17 protein-coding genes and 1 pseudogene are annotated in these 17,865 nt (G+C 71.5%); 5 read left to right on the top strand and 13 right to left on the bottom strand.

Translation table 11 applies throughout. The features are described 5' to 3' along the window. Window positions 1-128 (bottom strand): annotated as a pseudogene (locus ACFPL3_RS41525) (electron transfer flavoprotein subunit beta); the annotation flags it as partial. Window positions 129-230: 102 nt separating this feature from the next. Here ACFPL3_RS41525 and ACFPL3_RS41520 point away from each other — a divergent pair. Together ACFPL3_RS41520 and ACFPL3_RS41515 are read left to right on the top strand one after the other, a co-directional pair. Beyond that, the gene (locus tag ACFPL3_RS41520) at window positions 231-1,118 is read left to right on the top strand and encodes a LysR family transcriptional regulator (RefSeq protein WP_343941188.1); all 888 of its coding nucleotides are present in this window, start codon (window positions 231-233) and stop codon (window positions 1,116-1,118) included. A 51-nt stretch (window positions 1,119-1,169) separates the two neighbouring features. Next, entirely contained in the window at window positions 1,170-1,523 is a 354-nt protein-coding gene (locus tag ACFPL3_RS41515) for a VOC family protein (RefSeq protein WP_343941189.1), read from the top strand. A gap of 15 nt (window positions 1,524-1,538) precedes the next feature. Here ACFPL3_RS41515 and ACFPL3_RS41510 read toward each other — a convergent pair whose 3' ends face one another. The 5 genes from ACFPL3_RS41510 to ACFPL3_RS41490 all read right to left on the bottom strand — a co-directional run bounded on the left by ACFPL3_RS41510 (window position 1,539) and on the right by ACFPL3_RS41490 (window position 6,309). Beyond that, the gene (locus tag ACFPL3_RS41510) at window positions 1,539-1,964 is read right to left on the bottom strand and encodes a nuclear transport factor 2 family protein (protein ID WP_343941190.1); all 426 of its coding nucleotides are present in this window, start codon (window positions 1,962-1,964) and stop codon (window positions 1,539-1,541) included. 14 nt (window positions 1,965-1,978) lie between these two features. Continuing rightward, window positions 1,979-2,590, bottom strand: a complete 612-nt coding sequence (locus tag ACFPL3_RS41505; RefSeq protein WP_379590955.1) for an NADPH-dependent F420 reductase — start codon at window positions 2,588-2,590, stop codon at window positions 1,979-1,981. A gap of 20 nt (window positions 2,591-2,610) precedes the next feature. Continuing rightward, a complete protein-coding gene (locus ACFPL3_RS41500) occupies window positions 2,611-3,603 on the bottom strand; it encodes an alcohol dehydrogenase catalytic domain-containing protein (RefSeq protein WP_343941192.1) in 993 nt (330 codons plus the stop codon). 86 nt (window positions 3,604-3,689) lie between these two features. Next, window positions 3,690-4,649, bottom strand: coding sequence for a CehA/McbA family metallohydrolase (locus ACFPL3_RS41495; RefSeq protein WP_343941193.1), 960 nt, complete (start codon window positions 4,647-4,649; stop codon window positions 3,690-3,692). Between the two features lie 781 nt (window positions 4,650-5,430). After that, complete coding sequence (locus ACFPL3_RS41490) at window positions 5,431-6,309, bottom strand: helix-turn-helix transcriptional regulator (protein WP_343941194.1); 879 nt, start codon at window positions 6,307-6,309, stop codon at window positions 5,431-5,433. A gap of 102 nt (window positions 6,310-6,411) precedes the next feature. On the opposite strand from ACFPL3_RS41490, the gene ACFPL3_RS41485 reads away from it, so the two are divergent. Both ACFPL3_RS41485 and ACFPL3_RS41480 read left to right on the top strand, forming a co-directional pair. Continuing rightward, window positions 6,412-7,815 (top strand): MFS transporter, encoded by a 1,404-nt coding sequence (locus ACFPL3_RS41485; protein WP_343941195.1) that lies wholly within the window; start codon window positions 6,412-6,414, stop codon window positions 7,813-7,815. 5 nt (window positions 7,816-7,820) lie between these two features. Next, a complete protein-coding gene (locus ACFPL3_RS41480; protein ID WP_343941196.1) occupies window positions 7,821-8,156 on the top strand; it encodes an EthD domain-containing protein in 336 nt (111 codons plus the stop codon). Window positions 8,157-8,226: 70 nt separating this feature from the next. On the opposite strand, the gene ACFPL3_RS41475 is transcribed toward ACFPL3_RS41480, so the two are convergent. The 7 genes from ACFPL3_RS41475 to ACFPL3_RS41445 form a co-directional block, all read right to left on the bottom strand. Further along, window positions 8,227-10,188 carry a nuclear transport factor 2 family protein gene (locus ACFPL3_RS41475; protein ID WP_343941197.1) on the bottom strand — a complete coding sequence of 654 codons (1,962 nt, stop codon included), beginning with the start codon at window positions 10,186-10,188 and terminating at the stop codon, window positions 8,227-8,229. Next, entirely contained in the window at window positions 10,185-10,748 is a 564-nt protein-coding gene (locus tag ACFPL3_RS41470; RefSeq protein WP_343941198.1) for a nuclear transport factor 2 family protein, read from the bottom strand. Before ACFPL3_RS41470 ends, ACFPL3_RS41475 begins: the two co-directional genes overlap by 4 nt. Then, window positions 10,748-11,524: an SDR family NAD(P)-dependent oxidoreductase gene (locus ACFPL3_RS41465; RefSeq protein WP_343941199.1), complete on the bottom strand. Its 777-nt coding sequence runs from the start codon at window positions 11,522-11,524 to the stop codon at window positions 10,748-10,750. Before ACFPL3_RS41465 ends, ACFPL3_RS41470 begins: the two co-directional genes overlap by 1 nt. Beyond that, window positions 11,517-12,125, bottom strand: a complete 609-nt coding sequence (locus ACFPL3_RS41460) for a carboxymuconolactone decarboxylase family protein (RefSeq protein WP_343941200.1) — start codon at window positions 12,123-12,125, stop codon at window positions 11,517-11,519. Before ACFPL3_RS41460 ends, ACFPL3_RS41465 begins: the two co-directional genes overlap by 8 nt. Next, entirely contained in the window at window positions 12,095-13,687 is a 1,593-nt protein-coding gene (locus ACFPL3_RS41455; protein ID WP_343941201.1) for an ABC transporter substrate-binding protein, read from the bottom strand. Before ACFPL3_RS41455 ends, ACFPL3_RS41460 begins: the two co-directional genes overlap by 31 nt. A 17-nt stretch (window positions 13,688-13,704) precedes the next feature. Then, window positions 13,705-15,051, bottom strand: a complete 1,347-nt coding sequence (locus ACFPL3_RS41450; RefSeq protein ID WP_343941202.1) for an NtaA/DmoA family FMN-dependent monooxygenase — start codon at window positions 15,049-15,051, stop codon at window positions 13,705-13,707. A gap of 234 nt (window positions 15,052-15,285) precedes the next feature. Further along, on the bottom strand, window positions 15,286-16,062 hold the full coding sequence (locus ACFPL3_RS41445) for an IclR family transcriptional regulator (protein ID WP_343941203.1): 777 nt from the start codon (window positions 16,060-16,062) through the stop codon (window positions 15,286-15,288). A 270-nt stretch (window positions 16,063-16,332) separates the two neighbouring features. Between ACFPL3_RS41445 and ACFPL3_RS41440 the strand changes: the two genes are divergently transcribed. Beyond that, window positions 16,333-17,742 (top strand): MBL fold metallo-hydrolase, encoded by a 1,410-nt coding sequence (locus tag ACFPL3_RS41440; protein WP_343941204.1) that lies wholly within the window; start codon window positions 16,333-16,335, stop codon window positions 17,740-17,742. The last annotated feature ends 123 nt before the right edge of the window (window positions 17,743-17,865 follow it).

The following is a 17,865-nucleotide window of genomic DNA, read 5'->3' as shown; positions in this document are numbered from 1 at the left end:
TCGACCGCACGCTCGTTGATCTCGTCCAGCACCGCGTCGGTGGCGTCCCGGTCCAACGTGCCATCAGAACGCAGTTTCCGTTCCGAGTACGTGTCGGGCACCTGCTTGACCAGCACGACGATGTTCACTGACTCCCCAGTCCTCTCGCGGTCTCGGCCCTCGCCGCATCCTGACTGCTCCGGCGCGATACGGAAAATGAAAGATCCCCATCAACTCAATACGATGACCGCATGAACACCGACGACCTCGAGTGGTTCGTCGCCCTCGCCGAGGCCCCGCACATGACCCGAGCCGCGGAGCAGCTCAACACCACCCAGCCGACGCTGTCGCGCAGCCTCGCCCGGCTCGAGCACGAGATCGGCGCACCCCTGTTCGACCGGGTCAACCGGCGGCTGCGCCTCAACGCCTCCGGCGAGATCCTGCTCCAGCACGCCCGGCGCAGCCTGCTCGAGCTGCGCTCGGCCACCGAGCAGATCCGGTCGGCGCGCGACCCCGACCGCGGCACCGTCCGTCTCGCATTCCTGCACTCCGTGGCCACCTGGCTCGCGCCGGAGCTGATCCGCGGGTTCCGGGCCCGCGCGCCCCAGGTGCAGTTCGTGCTGACCCAGGCCGCCACCTACGAGCTCGAGAACCTGGTGGCCGAGGGCGTCGTCGACCTCGCCGTCACCGGACCCCGCCCCGACACCGCGGACCTGGCCTGGCACCCCATCCACACCGAGGAGCTGTGCCTGGTGGTGCCCCGCGACCACCGCTTCGCCGGCCGAGCCCGGGTGGGGATCGAGGCGGCCGCGGGCGAGCCGTTCATCATGCTCGGCCCCGACTTCGGCCTGCGCAAGATCACCGACGACCTGCTGGCCCGCGCGGGCGTCGACCCGGTGGTGGCGTTCGAGAGCGCCGAGATCGCCACCATGGAGAGCCTCGCCGCCGCAGGCCTCGGCGTCACCGTCGTGCCGCGTCCCCGCCCGCACCGGGCCGACCCCAACGCCGCCTACATCCCCCTCACCGACGACGAGGCCCATCGCGAACTCGGGCTCGTGTGGTCGCCGGCCCGGCCCGAGTCGCCGGTCGTCGGGCGCTTCCGGAGCTTCGTCGTGACCGAGCGGTGGGAAACGCTCTGAGCCGCGCTCCCACGGGGGGAGAATCCGGACCATGACGCGAGGAGCCGCCAGGTGAGCGATCACGTTGTCCGCCAGGTCATCCTGTCAACCGACGATCTGGACGAATCGGTCCGGTTCTACAGCGAGACGCTCGGCATACCGCTCAAGTTCCGCGACGGTGACCGCTACGCGGCGCTCGACGCGGGAGCGATCACCCTGGCGCTGGCCACCGCCGCGGATCACCCCTTGCCGGGTCAGGTCGTGATCGGCATCAAGACCAGCGACGTCGACGCCGCGGCGAAGGCGGTCGAGGACAGCGGCGGCACCGTCGTGAAGGCGCCCTACGACGACGCCCACGAACGGCGCGCCGTGGTGTACGACGGCAAGGGCAACGGGCTGGTCTTCTACAGCCCGCTCCCGGGATGACGATGCCCGCGCGGCTCAGCCGGCCGTGAACGCCTGGGCGATGGTCAGCGTGTCCTCGTAGAGGTGGAGGCGCACGATCCGGCCGTCCTCGACGGCCAGGTGCAGCGCCGCGGGCGTCGTGAACTCCCTGCCGTTGGCCACGATCGTGTGCGTGAAGCTCGCTAGCAGCACCACGTCCGCGCCGTCGACGACCACGCGCTCCAGCACGACCCTGCTCCGCCCGGGCACGTAGTACGGCCACATCGTGGTGAAGAACGCCGCCACCTCCTCCCGGCGCGTCCGGCGTCCGGTCCAGGGCAGCGCGGCACTGCCGGGGACGTACCAGTCGATCTCCTCGGCGAACAGCTCCTGGATGCCGTCGGGGTCCTGCCTGCCGAGGCGCTCCACGAACTGCTCGGCCACGGCGTGCGAGGTCCGGGCGGTCTGGCTGATCGTCGTCATCGGTTGTCCTCTCGTCAGTTCTGGAACAGGAAGTGCTTGCCGCTCAGCGGCCCATCGAGTTGCATGAGCGCCCCGCCTTCGCGCAGCGCGCCGAGGTCCACCGGCGCGAACCCGAGCTCGGTCACCAGCCGGGTGAAGGGGGCCTTGGCGCGCTCGTCGTCACCGGCGAGGAAGACGACCTGGTTGCCCTCCCGGTGGCGCGGATCCGGCGCGATGTACCCGGAGTACATGGCGTTGAAGGCCTTGATCAGGGTGGCGCCGGGCAGCTGCTGGGCCACCCACTCACTGCCGGTCAGCGGCGAGACGTCGGCGAACCCGCTGTAGGGGTCGGACCGGGCGAACTGGTTGGTCATGTCGACCACCACCCGGCCCGACCAGTCCCCGAGCCGCCGCCCGACCGCGGGGACCGCGACGAACGGCACGGCGAGCAGGATCAGGTCGGCCGCCACCGCCTCGTCGAACGTGGCCGCCGCAGCGCCGGGCCCGACGGCGGCCACGGCGTCGGCGAGCGTGTCGGGGCCGCGGCTGTTGCTGAGCAGCACCGGGTGCCCGGCGCGCGCCGCGTGGGCCGCCACGGCGCGCGCCGCCGGGCCCGCACCGATGGTGCCGATGGTCGTGAACTCCACGGTTCCTCCTCGTGGTCGGGTCACTTCAGGTCGAGCAGAGCGGTGCCGGTGGCGGTGCCGCGGGCCGCCGCGATGGCGACCTGCAACTCGTCGAGCGGGTAGGCGGCACCGACGGCGAACAGGTGCGGGTGCTGCACAGCGACCTCGACGGCGGCCCGCCGGTCGGCGGTCCGGACCTCCGCGGGGCGGGTCGGCCAGCGCAGGATGGTCACCGCGCGGACCATCAGCCCTCGCATGAGCAGGTCCCCGGTGGACAGCGTCCACGGCTGCGCGGCCAGGTCACCCCAGACCACCACCGTGCCGCCGTCGTCGAGGAAGGGCAGCAGCTCCCGCACGAACGGGCCGCCGTGCGCGTCGGCGACGACCGGCACCGCCCTCCCGTGCACCGCCCGCTCCAACTCGCGCTGCCAGCCGTCGCGCCCGGAGACCACCACCGGCACGTCCGGCCAGTTGGCGCGGACCACGTCCGCGGAACGATCGCTGCGGACGATCGCGATCACGGGCCGACCGCGGTCGAGGGCCTGCTGCACGATGAGCGTGCCGACCGCGGACGCGGCTGCCGTCACGACGAGCGGGGAATCGCCCGGCGCCGCCGCGGCGGCGGTGATCTCCTCGGTCGCGCGGAGCACGTCGCGCGCGGTGAGGGTGTTGACGAGCAGGACGCTCGCCGTCACGTCGCCGACGGAGTCCGGGACGACCACGGCGGCCTCGGCCGGCACGGTGATGTGCTCGGACCACGCTCCCGGGGCCGGGAAGACCGCGACGCGGTCGCCGACGCGGGGCGCCGACACCGACGGCCCGACTTCGGTCACCACGCCCGCCGCCTCGGTCCCCAGCGCGTGTCCCGCAGCCGGCGGCGCGGCCTCGGCGAGGAGCAGATCGCCCCGGTGGACCGGGGAGAAGGTGACCCGGACCCGGATCTCGCCCTCCCGCGGGGCCGGGGCGTCCGGCCGGTCCTCGACGCGTGCGACGGCTGCCGCATCGCCCGCCTGGTGGTGGACCACGCTCTTCATGTCTCACTCCTAATCGTAACCAACTCTGTTACATCATCGCGCCGACGGAAGAGCCCGTTCTCAACGACTTGTCGTAACAGTAGCTGTTACGACAGTGGGCGGCAAGCCGTCAGCCGTACCGGGTTGGTCAGCGCAGCCATCGACCCGTCGTGGTGGCGGACGACGAGCCGCACGAATCCCGCCTCGTCCGCGCAGGTCGCCCAGCTGACGTCACCGGCCCCGCCGGGCGGGAGCGTCGCCGAATGCACCAGGCCCCGTTCGGTGTGGATGCTCACGCGCCCCGACGGCACACCGCGCACAGTCGCCGCGACCACCGCCTCGTCGGCCCGCAGCACCTCGCCGATGCCCGCCACCCGCCCACCGCCGGTCGCGTTGACGGTCAGCTCGACATCCCGCGACGCGGCGATCCAGCTCCGGCCCGCGCGGAGTCCCGCGAGTACCGCAGCCGGGGTGAGCGCCTCGGCGAACACGACGGTCTGCGGGGTGCCCAGCTGGCCACGGAGATGGGCATCGCTGTTGCCCACCGCGGGAAGCCACCGCCCGGTGGCGACGCCCGCGGCGAGCCCCCGCCCCCACTCGGCCAGCGCCGTCTCGTTGTCGGCCTGCCACAGCAGGTCCGACGTCCACCGGCCGTTCCACACCTCGACCGCGTCGAACAGTGCGAACGGGTACCCGAGCTGTCCGCCGACGTAAGGCGCGTGCGGGTGCGCGGCGACGCACAACCCCCCGGCACGGCGGACCCGATCGAGCTCGGCCTCGATCCGGCCGCCACGGACGCCGTACCGCCAGTCGATCAGCTCCCCCGGACCGAGGTCCAGGGCCAGCCAGTGCCCGGTGCGGGTGACGACCTCCTGGCCGGGGATCACCACCAGCTCGCCGGTGTAGGCCGCCCAGTCGCCGTGCCCGTCGACGCTGTTGTGCTCGGTGATCGCGATGAAGTCCAGGCCCGCCGAGGACGCGGCGGCCACGACGTCCGCCACGGTGAGGTCCGCGCCGTTCGACCGGGTGGTGTGGACGTGGCAGTCGCCGCGGAACCAGCCGCGCACTGGGCCTCACCTCCACCGGTCGCCCGCACCCTGAGCGTACGAACGGCACCCTCGTACCGCTCTATCGGACCAAGGTGCCGTTCGTGCAGGTAGGTCAGGTGGTCCGGGGTAGCCGCAGGTCACGCATGATCATTGCGAGGTCGCACTGAGCGCCCTCACGAGGGCGCATCTCCTCATCTCGGATCGATCATGGGGTCTTGATCGCCACGAGATCGTGTTGAGCGCCCTTGTGGGGGCGGTTTCGCACATCTCGGACCGATCAGCGGCCGCGGATCCGCCCGAGGCCGGGGCCCGGGGAGCGCCCCTCCAGGTCATGAGCTCCGGAGTGGCCGCGAGTTGGTGGGGTTGGCGCGATTCTCGGCCGCGCCTCGCGTCAGCCTGGCGGAGACGGGCTGCATCTGGCCTCGGCGCTCGGTCGGGCCTCCTCGCGGAGACACCCGTTGGCATGTGGCGCGTTGCGCGCTGCAGTGATCGACGGGGCCGGGGTCGAGAACCACCGACCCCGTGGGCGCTCTGCGAGATGCTCGGCTCGCCTACCGGACCGGGTACGAGCCTTCACCTCGGGAGCACGTCAACTGACCGTGGTCACCGTGGGGCCGAGGCGCGGCGAGTCATGATCATTGTGAGTTGGCGCTGAGCGCCGTCATGGGGGCGGGTTCGCACATCTCGGAACGATCAGGAGCTGGGATCCCACCTCAGACCGGGCCCGGGGAACAGATCCGTTGGACGAACGGCACCCTCGTACCGCTCTATCGGACCAAGGTGCCGTTCGTACGGGTGCTCACGTAGCCGGACGCAGCCGCCGCACGCGTGCGGGGCCGTCGACGGCACCGCGGGCGATCCGGTGGGCGAGCTCGTCGAGCCGTTCGCCGGTGGTGCGGTCCTCCGGCTGGTAGACGACGACGCGGGTGCGGGGGCTGTCCTGCAGCAGCATCGTGACGGTGTGCAGGGACAGGTTGCCCACGTGCAGCGACCGGATGCGCCGTACCCCGGGATCGGTGGACACGTCAGCCTGCTCCCACAGCCGCACGAACAGCGGTGACTCGTCGCGGAGCCGGCGCAGCAGCGGCTCCCACGCCGGCTCTGTGATCGACTCGCCGTAGTACGCGCGCAGCTTGGCCACGATCGCCGCGCACTCCTGGTGGTGGTCGGCGTGCCCGCCGATCCAGTCGGGGTGGGTGAAGTGCAGGTAGGCGCAGTTGCGGTCGGCCGCGGGCACCGCCTCCAGGTCGTCGATCATGAACCGGAACGGCGCGTTGTAGGCCAGGGGTTCGAACCAGGGGCTCATCACCACCGCCGGGTGGGGGGACAAGCTGTCCAGCAGCGCCTGGACGCGGCCGCCGACCGCCCCGGAGCTCGCGGCCTCCTCCACCTCCGGGTGCCCGCCGAGGAGGAACAGGTGCCGGCGTTCGCCGCCCGTGAGCCGCAACGCGTCGGCGATCGCTGCCAGCACCTCGGCGCTGGGCTGCACGTCCCGGCCTTGTTCGAGCCACGTGTACCAGGTGGAACCGACGTTCGCGAGAACGGCGACCTCCTCCCGGCGCAGCCCCTTGACCCGGCGGCGGCTGCCACCGGCGGGCAGGCCCACGTCTGCGGGTGACAGCCGGTCACGCCGTGCACGCAGGTACGCGCCGAGCTCACGGGAACGTACGACCGCCATGACGTCGATCGTCCCAGGGTCGGGCGCGGCCGGGGTGGTGGTCCGACCACCAGCATCACGGAACTCTGGGTGGCCCTTCGCCCGAACCGCAGGGTGGGTGCCGTGCAGCGGATCTGGCCGGTTCTCGTCGCGGCGTTCGGAGCGACGTACACGTTCAGCGTCGGCAACGTGATCGCGCCGCGCCTCGGGCCGGATCTGGGCGCGAGTCGTGGTGAGGTCGCGCTCGCACTCGCCGCTTTCGCGGTGGTGTTCGCGGCCGGGCTGATCGTCGCGGGGCGCCTCGGCGACCGATACGGCCGCAGGCGGCTGCTGGCCATCGGGCTGTTCGCGCTCGCGTTGGCGTCGGTACTGGCCGCCGCGGCGCCCGGGCTCTGGTGGCTGGTCGCCGCACGGGTCCTGCAGGGTGCGGCGTCAGCGGTGGTGATGCCGCAGACGCTGGCGATCGTCCAGGTTTCACACGGCAACCGGGCGCGTACCCGCGCGGTTGCGGCGTTCACCGCGAGTTCCGGGGTCGGCACCGTGGCGGGTCAGGTCGTCGGCGGCCTCGTGATGGGGCTGGGCCTGCCGTTCGCCGGATGGCGAGGAGCGGTCCTGACCTCGGTGGTCCCCGGCCTGCTGGCGTTGCTGGGCACACGCCGGCTCCCGGTCGACGTGCCGGACGGCAGCGAACGACCCGACCTCGGTGGCGCGCTCCGGTTGGGACTCCCGCTGCTGGCACTGGTCGCCGGACTGGCGCTCGGCCCGACGACGGCCTGGGCCTGGTGGACGTCCGCGCTGGTGGCCTCGGGGCTGCTCGCGTTGTCCTGGTTCTGGGTCGGCCAGGGACGGCGCGAGCTCGCGGGACGTCCGGTTCTCGTCGCGCCTTCGAGCCTGCGGCCACCCGCCCTGCGGCTCGGCCTGGCGATGGCCGTGCTGCTCTTCGCCGGCTACGGCGCCTTCAGCTACGAGTACTCGATGCTCACCCAGGTCGGCCTCGGGTTGACGCCGCTGCAGTCCGGCCTCGTGCTGGCCGCGTTCGCCGGGGCGTTCGTCCTCGCAGGACTACGGATGCCGCACATCACCGCGCGGTTCGGCGACCGCACGATGGAGCTGGCGTCGGGCGTGCTGATCGCCGGTCTCGTGCTGCTCGGCCTGGCCTCGTGGCTCACGCCCGTGGGGCGCCCGGCGCTCTGGGTCGGCTGCTTCCTGGTGATCGGCCTGTTCCTCGGTGCCGCGCAGGCGAGCCAGTACGGCCCCCTCGTCGCGACGGTCATGGGGGCGCTCCCCCTGCGACTCGCGGGCCTCGCGGGAGGTCTGTTCACCACCGCGCAGCAAGCCGCCCTGGCGCTCGGCGTCGCCACGATCGGCGGGGCCTTCGGGGCGCTCGCCCCGCCCCTCGGGTGGGCACGCGCCTTCGCCGTCGCGCTCGGTCTCCAGGTGGTCACCACCCTGGCGTTCTGGGTCCTCGCGCGGCGGCTCCAGCACCACCTCCGGTACCGGATGGAACGAGAAGGGAACACACCGTGATCAAGATGATCATCACGTTGAAGCGTCGCGAGGGCATGACCCACGACGAGTTCACGCACTACCAGAAGAACGTCCACCGGCCGCTGCTCATGTCGATCCCGGAGTCGGTGGAGTACATCCGCCGGTTCGTCGTGTCGTACCCCGTCCCGGCGCCCGACCACCCGGAGCCGGTGTACGACTCGGTGGTCGAGGCCTGGTTCGACAGCATGGCCGACCTCGATGCCCTGTTCTCCAGCGACAACTTCCGGACGATCGTCGACCCGGACCACGAGCACTTCATCGACCTGTCGACGTTCGGGCGGATCATCTGCGAGGAGGACGTGGTCGTCGACCAGGGGTAGCCGGGCCCGGCTGCGTGTACGAACGGCACCCTCGTCCCGCTCTATCGGACGAGGGTGCCGTTCGTACGAGTCATTCCGGGTCCGTCGGGGGCAGCTGGTAGCCGTGCCGGGTCATGCTCGTGTCCGGCGCGACACCGCTGGGCACGCAGTCGGGCCAGTACCGTTCGGGGACGCGTCCGCTGACCGGGTTGCGGTAGGAGAACCACATCGGCGCGATCTCGGGCCACGTCAGCGGCCGCCCCACACCGCCGCGCATGCCCTCCATGCGGCGGCCCAGCTCCGACATCGGAATGTCCGGCGGGCACACCTCGGCCAGCCGCGTCCTGGCGGGGCTCGCCGACAACGCCCCCCGGCCGCGGACCACGGCCCAGCCGCCCTCCCACGTCGGCGAGGTGAAGTAGTACTCGTCGATCGTGATGCTCCAGAACCGCCACACCCCGTCCTCGAGCACCGCCTGGTCGTTCGGGTAGCAGCCGCTGTGCAGCCCCGTCCACTCCGGCTCGACTCGACCGGCCGTGCGCGTCTGCAGGAGGCGGGTGCGCAGGTTCGCGGAGCGCCCGTCGTGCGACACGTGGACGACGCTCTGCGGGCGCCAGTGGAAGACGGCGCGCTCGCGGCGCGCATCGGCCGGCTTCGGCGGCCCGTGAGCGGCGACCGCCGCCTCGAGGATGCGGTCCCGTCCGACGTAGTAGCCGGTGAACGGGCTCTGCTTGTGCCCCCGCTCCGCGAACAGGCGTGCCATCTCCGGCCACTGGAAGTCGTCCAGGTAGTAGCCGTAGGCCGCCGAGATGTTCTCCACGGCGTCGTAGGCCCGCGACCGCGCCAGGCGACGCTCCAGGTCGGGCAGGCGGTCGTCCGCCGATCCGGCCGCCGCGCTCGCACGAGTACCGGGCGGGCCCAGGACCCGCCGGGACAACGCCGGGGGCGCGCCGGCATCCGCCCGGGCACCGTCGAGCACGCCGCCCCGGCCCCAGCCCTCGGCGTGGTCGGCACGCAGGAGCGTGGTGGTGCGGAGCTCCGCGATCCTCCAGGCACCGGCGCGCTTCGACGCGGTGCCGCCGAACCGGGCGAACCCCCAGTGCCCCCGCTCCTGGTCGGCGTCACCGAGCATCCCGATCGCGATGCCGCGGACGTGGGCCTCGTCGCCACCGGGCCGCACGTCGACGATCAGGTCGAAAATCGGCCGGTCGGCGAGTTCCCCGCGGGTGAGCCCCTCGGGACCCGTCTCCTCCAGGGCCGTCCGCACGCCCGCGTGGCCCCGGTACGCGACACCGTCGACGGAGATGACGCCGTCCTCGGCGAAGAGCTCCACGACGTCGGTCCACATCCGCCGGTCGACGTAGTAGCCCCAGGCGTGCAGGAGGTTGCGGACCTCGTCCTCGTCGTTGAGCCGGGCGATCCTGGCGGCGAGCGCGTCCGGGCGCTCGGCTCCGAAGCCCGCCACCGGGACCACCGCCCCCACCGGCGCTCCCGCCTCGTCCGCGGTGAAGTGCCGCGGGACGATCGGCACACCCGAGCTCTCCCAGTTGGTCCACCCCTCGGCGTGGTCGCCGCCGTAGAGCGGGGTGAAGTCGATGGCGTCGATCTTCCACCCGTCCGAGGAGCGGACGTAGGTGTTCTCGTAGATGCCCGCCTCGATCCGCGCGCCGCCGTCCCCGTCGCCCAGGAAGCGCATGCCGTGCCACCGGCCCCGCGCGGTGCGCCCGTCGCCGGACAGGGTCACCAGGGGCTGATCGATGATCTCGGTGTGCAGCGACCCCGGGCGTGCACCACCCCACCGGCGCAGGTCCCCCTCTAGCCAGGCGCTGATCTCGGCACGCCCGGACCGCCGCTCGCTCCCCCAGCGCAGCACGGCGTCGTCGTCGATCAGCTCCGCCGCCGCGGCGACGGCGCCGACCTGCAGCAGGTGCGCGTAGTGCCGTTGGACGTCCTTCACGTCCCGGACGGACTCCACCTTCTGCACGGCGTCGGTCAGGGTGTCGGTCGGGGTGTCGGTGGCGAGCGCCCGCACCACGTGGGCGGCCTCCGTCACGCGCCGTCCCGCCCGGAGGGGCCCGCCGGCGGGCCGGTCAGCGGGCGGGCGTAGGACGGGTCGTCCTTGCTGCGCCGCGCCCACAGCAGGTGGTGCTTCTGTTCCCGTTCGTCGAGCGCCGCCGCGTACTCCACGACGATCACGCGGCGCGCGATGCGCCACTCGCCGTCCCGTCGATCGAACTTGTCGACGTAGCGCCCGCCGCTGACGCCCAGGCGCGGCTGGTCCGTGGGGGCTCCGGGCTTGATCCCGACGATCAGCTGGAAGTAGGTCTCCGCGTGCGCGACGTCGCCGTCGAGGTCGATGGAGGTGTTGATCAGGAGGTGCTGGCTGAACGTGCGGTGGGCGTCGCGGATCTCCCAGTCGGCGATGAGCGCGTCCGCGGCGGGGTGGTACTCGATCGACCCCCCGTGGTGGTCGGTGGCGTCCGGGTGGAACGCCGAGCGGAGCATGTCGAGGTCCTTGCGATCGAGACCTCGCGCGTAGCGGTTGAGGCAGTCGAGGATCGCTTGCCGGTCCAGGAGCTGCTGGACGGCCGCCTGCAGGTGTTCTTGGCTCATCACGCGGTGAACCCGCCGTCGACGGTGAGCACCGCACCGCTGATGTGGCTCGCCCGGTCGCTGAGCAACCAGGTGGCCGCCTCGGCGACCTCGGCCGGCGTCCCCGCTTTGCGCAACGGCGTGGCGGCGATGCGCGCCTTCACCCCGTCCGGGAGGCTGCCGTCCGGTTTCATGATCATGGACGTGAGGATGGGGCCCGGCGCGATCACGTTGACCCTGATCCCGTCGGGACCGTTGTCGTGGGCCGCGGTGCGCGTCAGGCCGATGACCGCGTGCTTGGTGGCCTGGTACGCGCCGAACCCCGGGCTGCCCCGCAGACCGCCGATGCTGCTGACGTTCACGATCGCCCCCGCGCCGGCGCCGCGCATCACGCGCACCTGTTCGCGCAGGCACAGCCACATGCCTTTGACGTTCACCGCCATGATGCGGTCGAAATCGTCCTCGGAGACGTCGTCGAGCCGGCCACCCTGCCCGATCGCGGCGTTGTTCAGTGCCCCGTCCAACCGGCCGAAACGGTCCACCGTCTCGTCGACGGCCCGCGCCACGTCGTCCGCGACCGCGATGTCGCCGACGACGTACGCGGCGTCGTGGCCGGCTCCGGTCAGCTCCTTCGTGAGGTCGCGCAGCCGCTCCTCGGACCGGGCGACCAGCATCACCGACGCGCCCTCGGCGGCGAAGAGCCGAGCCGATTCGGCTCCGATCCCCGTGCTGGCACCGACGACGAGCACGGACTTGCCCGCCAGCAGCCCGCCCGCCGTCCCCTTCTGTTCACCCATCACGCTCTCCCATCTCGTTCACGGGCGGTTCCACCTCGAAGACGGCCAGCTGGGTGGCCACGAGGTCGTAGAAGCCGACGAGGGACACCAGCTCGAACAGCGTCTGCTCCCCCAGCACGCCGACGGCGTCCGCGTACTCGCCGTCGTCGAGGGTCTGCCGGTCCAGCAGCGCGAGCGTCACGGTGAACACCGCACGCTCCTCCTCCGACCGGAAAGCGGGAGCTGAACGCGTCGCGAGCCCCTCGATCTCCTCCTCGGCCAGCCCCGCGGCGCGACCCGCGCGCCGGTGCGCGTGGATCTCGAAAGCGCTGTCGCGGTGGAACGCGTGCAACAACAACGCGATCTCCCGGGACCGGTCCGACAACTGCAGCTCGAACCGCAGCGCCCGCGCGGCGCTCCTGAAGACGCGCGCCAACGGAGGGCTCAACACCCACGTCGCCGGTGGTCCCGCCAGCCCACCCCCGGGCGGGTGCGGCACCGCGAGCGCGGGTCCCTCCCGGAAAGCGGTGTAGACCTCGAGCTGGTCCGGGGTCATCTCCTCCGGGGTGGTGCGCAGTCGTTCCCCCACGGTCACGCCGCCGTCGTCGTCATCGTGATCCACGGCATCCGGTTGGACATGGGCTGCGGCACTTCCTGGCCCGTCCAGCGCTCCGTGCTGACGGTCGGGAACTGCCCGTTGAACCACACCACCGGTGCGTGGATCATCAGTTCCGCGGCGCGTTCCTGGAACCTGTGGAAGGCCTCCGCCCGCTGCTGCTGGTCCGTGGTCGCGACCGCATCGGCGGCCGCCTGGTCGAGTTGCGGATCGCAGATCTGCGACGGGTTGGCGCTCGCCTTCTTCTCCGGGTTGCACGTGTACCAGCGCGTGATCCCGATGCTCGGATCGGCGCCGACGGTGGCCGGCAGGAACGCGATGCCGAAGTCGCTCGCGGTGTACACCTTCTCGGTGAAGACCGACGCCGACGTTCCGACGAGGTTGACCGTGATCCCGACATCGGCGAGCGACGACCGGGTGTACTCCGCCATCGCGGCGGTGTCGGTGCGCTCCGAGGTGTAGCGGAGGTCGATCGTGAACCGCGTGCCGTCGGGTCCGCGGACCAGCCCCGCGTCGTCGAGCGCCTGGTTGATCGCTGCGACGTCCCGCGGGAAGTCCCGCTCGAAGTCGACGTTCGGGCTGTTCCCCCAGTCGAGCGTGTCCGGGAAGAACTTCCTGGCCGGCGTGCTGAACCCCTGCAGCACCGTGCTCGCGAGGGCCTCCCGGTCGATCGCCGAGAACACCGCGCGCCGGACGGCCGGGTCGGCGAGGGACTCGTTCTTCCCGTTGAACATGATCGAGATGTACTGGGGGTATCCGAACTTCTCCAGCTGCATCGTGTCCGGGTCGTCCCGCACGCGGTTGAGCTGCGAGATGTCCGCCACCGCCTGATCGACCTCACCGGCGAACAGCGCCTCCGTCCGCGCGGTGGCGTCACCCATGATCGGGAAGATCGCCCGGTCGACCTGCACCTGACCGCCCCAGTAGTCGGGGTTCTTCACCAGGATGATCTGCTCGCCCGACGAGTACGAGTCGAACTTCATCGGACCGGTGCCGATCGGCGCCATGTTCGCCTCGTTCGTCACGTAGTCCGTGCCCTCGTAGACGTGCTTGGGCAGCATGTACTGCGAGGCGACGGTCTCCAGCAGCGGACCGTACGGCTCCTTCAGGTGCAGCACCACCGTGGTGCCGTCGTCCGAGGCCTCCACGGATTCGAGCCGTTCCGCGATGGGCGGGCCGTACACCGACAACGGGACGATCTCCTCGAAGTTGAACAGCACGTCCTCCGCGGTGAACGGTGTGCCGTCGTGCCACGTGACCCCCTGCCGCAGCTTCAGGCTGAGGTCCAGACCGTCGTCACTGAGTTCCCAGCTCTCCGCCAGCCCCGGGGACAGCTCGTACTGGCTCGAGATGAAGATGAGCGGTTCCAGGATCTGCGCGCTGAACATCGCCGTCATCGGGGCGCCGACGAGCTGCGCGTTCAGACCCCGGGGATCGTCGTCGATCGCGAAGACGTACTGCCGCGAATCCCCGTCGCCCCCGCCGCCACCGGCGCACGCCGTCAGCGCCAGCGCGGCGGCCGCGGCGAGCGCTGCGAGGGCGGACCAGGGCGACCTCTTCGTCCTCACCGGTTCCATCCCCGTCCTCACCCGCACGGCGCGTACCGCGCCCGGACCCGACGGACGTCGTCGTCCGAGACGACCAGTCCTGACCGTTCGCGGAACGTGTCGCCGACGTACTCCTGCCGGAAGTAGCCCCGTTCCTGGAGCTCGGGGATGAGCAGCTGGAACATGTTGTCCATCCCCAGCGGCACGCTCGGCGGGTTGAAGTTGAACCCGTCGCAGGCGCGCGCCTCGAACCAGTCGATCATCGTGTCGGCGACCGTGGCGGGCGTACCGATGATGAACTGGTGCCCCAGGGAACGCGACACGTGGACGATGAGCTGGTGGACGGTGAGCTCCTTCGCGAGCTCGCGGAACAGGTACCAGCGCTTCACCCGCTGCGGCCCGTCGACGAACCGCTCCTGGGGGATCTTGTCGCCCGGATCGAGGTCGCTCACGTCGACGTCGAGCATGTTGCTGAGCGTCGACCGCCCGTTCTCCGTGACGATGCAGTCCGCCAGCTCGTCCGCCAGCTCCTGGGCTTCGCGCTCGGTGCGGCCGACGACCGGCATGATGCCCGGCAGGATCTTGACCTGCTCCGGGTCCCGGCCCTTGTTCTTGACCTTGTCCTTGTACATCGCGTAGAAGTCGATCGCGGCGGCCTGCTCGGGCTGCACGGCGTAGACGATGTCGGCGTAGCTCGAACCGAGCTCGATCCCGTCCGCCGACTGGCCCGCCTGCACCAGAACCGGCCATTCCTGCGGTGACCGCCGGATGGTGATGGGACCCCGCACGGCGAAGAACTCACCCCGGTGGTTCACGTCGCGGATCCGCGCACCGTCCACCCAGCGCGCGCCGGCGCGATCGTCGATCACCGCGTCCGCGTCCCAGCTGTCCCACAGCTTCTGCACGACGTCGACGAACTCGTTCGCGCGCCGGTACCGGAGCTCGGGCAGCGGCATCTCCTCGCGGCCGACGTTCTCGTTGCCACGGGTGGACGTCACGATGTTCCACCCGATCCGGCCGCCCGTGAGCACGTCCAGGCCGGCGAGCTGCCGGGCGACGGTGTACGGCTCGTTCCACGACGTGGACTGCGTCCCGATCATCCCGATCTTGTCGGTGTGCCCGCTCAGCACGCCCATCACCGAGATCGGCTCGTACACCGACGTCCCGCGGTAGCCACCGTCGCGCAGGCCGTTCGTGCCGTAGCTGTCGGCGAAGAAGATCGCATCCAGCTTGGCGGCCTCCGCCGACCTGGCCATGTCGCGGATGATCGACAGCTTTCCGATCTCGTCGGCCCGGCTGCTCGGGTGCCGCCACGCGTCGTTGTGGAACCCGAACCCCACCATGAACATCGTCAGCACGAGCTGACGGCTCTGTCGCTGCCCCATGCGGTACGTCTCCTCACTGAGATCCGAGGGCGTTCGGCCACGATCCGGCTGCAGGCGCGCTCGTGGGAGATCGACGAGTTGCGCAGCTCCCGCTCCGTGGTCCGGAAGGCGGTAACCCACCACCCTGACGATCGACCGAGCATCGGCGATCTTGTTCACATTCTGAAGAGCGTGTTCAAGATATGACGCAAGCCGTGCCCGTGTCCATACCGAAGCCGGAAGGCGCGGGGCCGGCTACTTCTCCGCGGGTGGCTTGCCGCCCATGGCGCGGCTCAACGCCCGCGCCGCCTCGCGGAGGTGACCCGCCGCCTCGGATCGGGCATCCAGCTCGAGCATGTCGTTGGTCGCCACGAGAGCCAGGCTGGCGCAGACGCTGTACTCGTCGAACACCGGCGCAGCCATCGCGTGGATCCCGTAGCCGTCGGCTCCCAGAGCGACGTCATCGGTGCCGACGAGGGCGGCGACCTCCCCCGCGAGAGGTGCCCGGACGCCGTCCGGCAGGCCTCCGACGAGGCGTTGCACGCGCAGCTGGTCGCCGAGATGAGCGAGGAACACCTTGGCCTGCGCGGACACGAGCGGCAGCTGGGTGCCCACCCTGACCGTCACGACGGTGGAGCGGGTCATCTCCTCCTCGACCCGCGAGACGATCGGGCCCGTGGACCCCCACAGGCTCAGGACCGTGGTGAGCCCCGTGGCGGTGCAGAGGTCGCGCATGTAGGTCGGCGCGAGGTCCACCACCCGCCGCCTGCCGATCGCGAACGCGCCGAGCTGGATCAACAGCCCACCGGGCACGAACGTGCCGGGCTCCGCCCCCTTCTCGAGCAGGCCTTCCGACACCAGCGAGGCGCAGTACCGGTACGCCGTCGTCCGGTTCAGACCGAGTTGATCCGCAGCCTCCGTGGCCGTCAGCTTCGGGCGGTGCGGCCCGAACAGGCGCAGGATCTGGGCAGCTCGGCTCACCGCCTGGATGTCTGCGCCGCCCAGGCGGGCGTCGTCTCTTCCCTGGTCCAACGCTCCAACCTCGTTTCGGATTGATCCGAGGCCGATCGGTCCGCCACGTCCGACCGCCGCGGCGGCGGCTCGCCGAGAGTGGATCTTGTTCATATTAAAGCAGGCGTGGTCATAATACGAACATCACGCCGGGCTTGTCCACGCGTGCGCCTCACTCCCCTTGTCGTGCGGTGGGACAGTGGTGCTCCGGGCCGCTCCGCCGCGGTAACAGGGGGGCCGCGGTGGACGAGCCGGACCTCGAGGGCGCACTCGTCTGAAAGGGGAACCGCGATGGCCGAGACCACGCCGTCCGGTGCCGCCGCCCCCACCGACCCGGCCGCACCGCTGCAGGTCGAGGCCGTGGAGACGCCGAGCCTCGGCGACCGCAGCTACCTCGCCCACGACGGACGCACCGCCGTGGTCGTCGACCCGCAGCGCGACGTCGACCGGTTCACCGCCCGGCTCGACGCCGCCGGGCTGCGGGTGAGCCACGTGGTGGAGACCCACGTGCACAACGACTACGTCTCCGGCGGGCTCGAGCTGGCGCGCCGCACCGGGGCCACGTACGTGCTGGGCGCGGGCGACGTCCTGGAGTTCGACCACCAGCCGGTCGCCGACGGGGACGTGCTCGTCGCGGGCCGGATGCGGCTGCGGGCGGTGCACACCCCCGGTCACACCCACCGCCACACCAGCTACGTGCTGCAGGACGACACCGGCGGCGTACACGGCGTGTTCACCGGCGGCTCGATGCTCCACGGCGCCACGGGGCGCACCGACCTGGTGAGCCCGCAGGACACCCGCAAGCTCACCCACGCCCAGTACCACTCGGTGCGCAGGCTGGCCGCCGAGCTGCCTGCCGAGACCCCCGTCTACCCCACCCACGGCTTCGGCAGCTTCTGCTCGGCCACGCCGACCAGCGGCGAGGCCTCCACGATCGGCGCGCAGACGCGCGTCAACCCCGCCCTCGTCCTCCCCGAGGAGGAGTTCGTCGAGACGCTCATCGCCGGGCTCGGCGACCACCCCGCCTACTACGCCCACATGGGCCCGCTCAACCGCCGCGGGGCCGGCCCGGTGGACCTCTCCCCGCCCGAGGTCGTCGACCCGGCCGAGCTGCGCAGGCGGGCCGCAGCCGGGGAATGGGTGGTGGATCTGCGGACCCGCACCGCGTTCGCCGCCGCGCACCTGGCCGGATCACTCGGGTTCGAGCTGTCCCGGAACTTCCTCACCTACCTCGGCTGGCTGCTCCCCTGGGGCACGCCGATCACCCTGGTCGGCGAGACACCGGAGCAGGTGACGCTGGCGCGCCGCGAACTGGCCCGGATCGGCGTCGACCGGCTCGCAGGCGCCGCCTTCGGTGAGATCAGCCGGCTCGCGGGCGGTGAGGCGTTGCGCTCCTACCCGGTCAGCGACTTCCGGGGCCTCGCCCACGCACTCGCCACCCGCCCGTCCCGGATCACGGTGCTCGACGCCCGGCGCGCCGACGAGCGCGCAGCAGGCGGCGTCGCCGGCTCGGTGCACATCCCGCTCCACGAGCTCGCCGACCGGCTCGACGAGGTGCCCGGCGGCGAGGTGTGGGTGTACTGCGGCAGCGGCTACCGCGCCTCGATCGCGGCGTCGCTCCTCGACGCCCGCGGCCGCACGCCCGTGCTGATCGACGACCCCTACACCAACGCGGCGAGCGCCGGGCTCGTGCAGATCTGAGCAGCCTATGAGGACGAGGTCAAGTCCAGTCTTGGTGTGGTGAGGGCGTGGGGGGTCACCGCGGTGGCGTGTGCCGCCGTGGTTGATCGTGTTTGTGGTGGTCGTTGACGTGGGCGGGGTCCG

The sequence above is a fragment of the Pseudonocardia zijingensis genome, assembly GCF_042657305.1.
Taxonomy (GTDB): Bacteria; Actinomycetota; Actinomycetes; order Mycobacteriales; family Pseudonocardiaceae; genus Pseudonocardia; species Pseudonocardia zijingensis.
The sequence above is the reverse complement of the archived record's forward strand: the minus strand, read 5'-3'. Positions and strand labels throughout refer to the sequence as shown.

What these genes read in the sequence shown, in the direction of transcription:
- ACFPL3_RS41520 (WP_343941188.1), top strand. Translation starts at nt 231, where the DNA reads ATGAACACCGACGACCTCGAGTGGTTCGTCGCCCTCGCCGAGGCCCCG.
- ACFPL3_RS41510 (WP_343941190.1), bottom strand. Translation starts at nt 1,964, where the DNA reads ATGACGACGATCAGCCAGACCGCCCGGACCTCGCACGCCGTGGCCGAG.
- ACFPL3_RS41500 (WP_343941192.1), bottom strand. Translation starts at nt 3,603, where the DNA reads ATGAAGAGCGTGGTCCACCACCAGGCGGGCGATGCGGCAGCCGTCGCA.
- ACFPL3_RS41490 (WP_343941194.1), bottom strand. Translation starts at nt 6,309, where the DNA reads ATGGCGGTCGTACGTTCCCGTGAGCTCGGCGCGTACCTGCGTGCACGG.
- ACFPL3_RS41480 (WP_343941196.1), top strand. Translation starts at nt 7,821, where the DNA reads ATGATCATCACGTTGAAGCGTCGCGAGGGCATGACCCACGACGAGTTC.
- ACFPL3_RS41470 (WP_343941198.1), bottom strand. Translation starts at nt 10,748, where the DNA reads ATGAGCCAAGAACACCTGCAGGCGGCCGTCCAGCAGCTCCTGGACCGG.
- ACFPL3_RS41465 (WP_343941199.1), bottom strand. Translation starts at nt 11,524, where the DNA reads ATGGGTGAACAGAAGGGGACGGCGGGCGGGCTGCTGGCGGGCAAGTCC.
- ACFPL3_RS41450 (WP_343941202.1), bottom strand. Translation starts at nt 15,051, where the DNA reads ATGGGGCAGCGACAGAGCCGTCAGCTCGTGCTGACGATGTTCATGGTG.
- ACFPL3_RS41440 (WP_343941204.1), top strand. Translation starts at nt 16,333, where the DNA reads ATGGCCGAGACCACGCCGTCCGGTGCCGCCGCCCCCACCGACCCGGCC.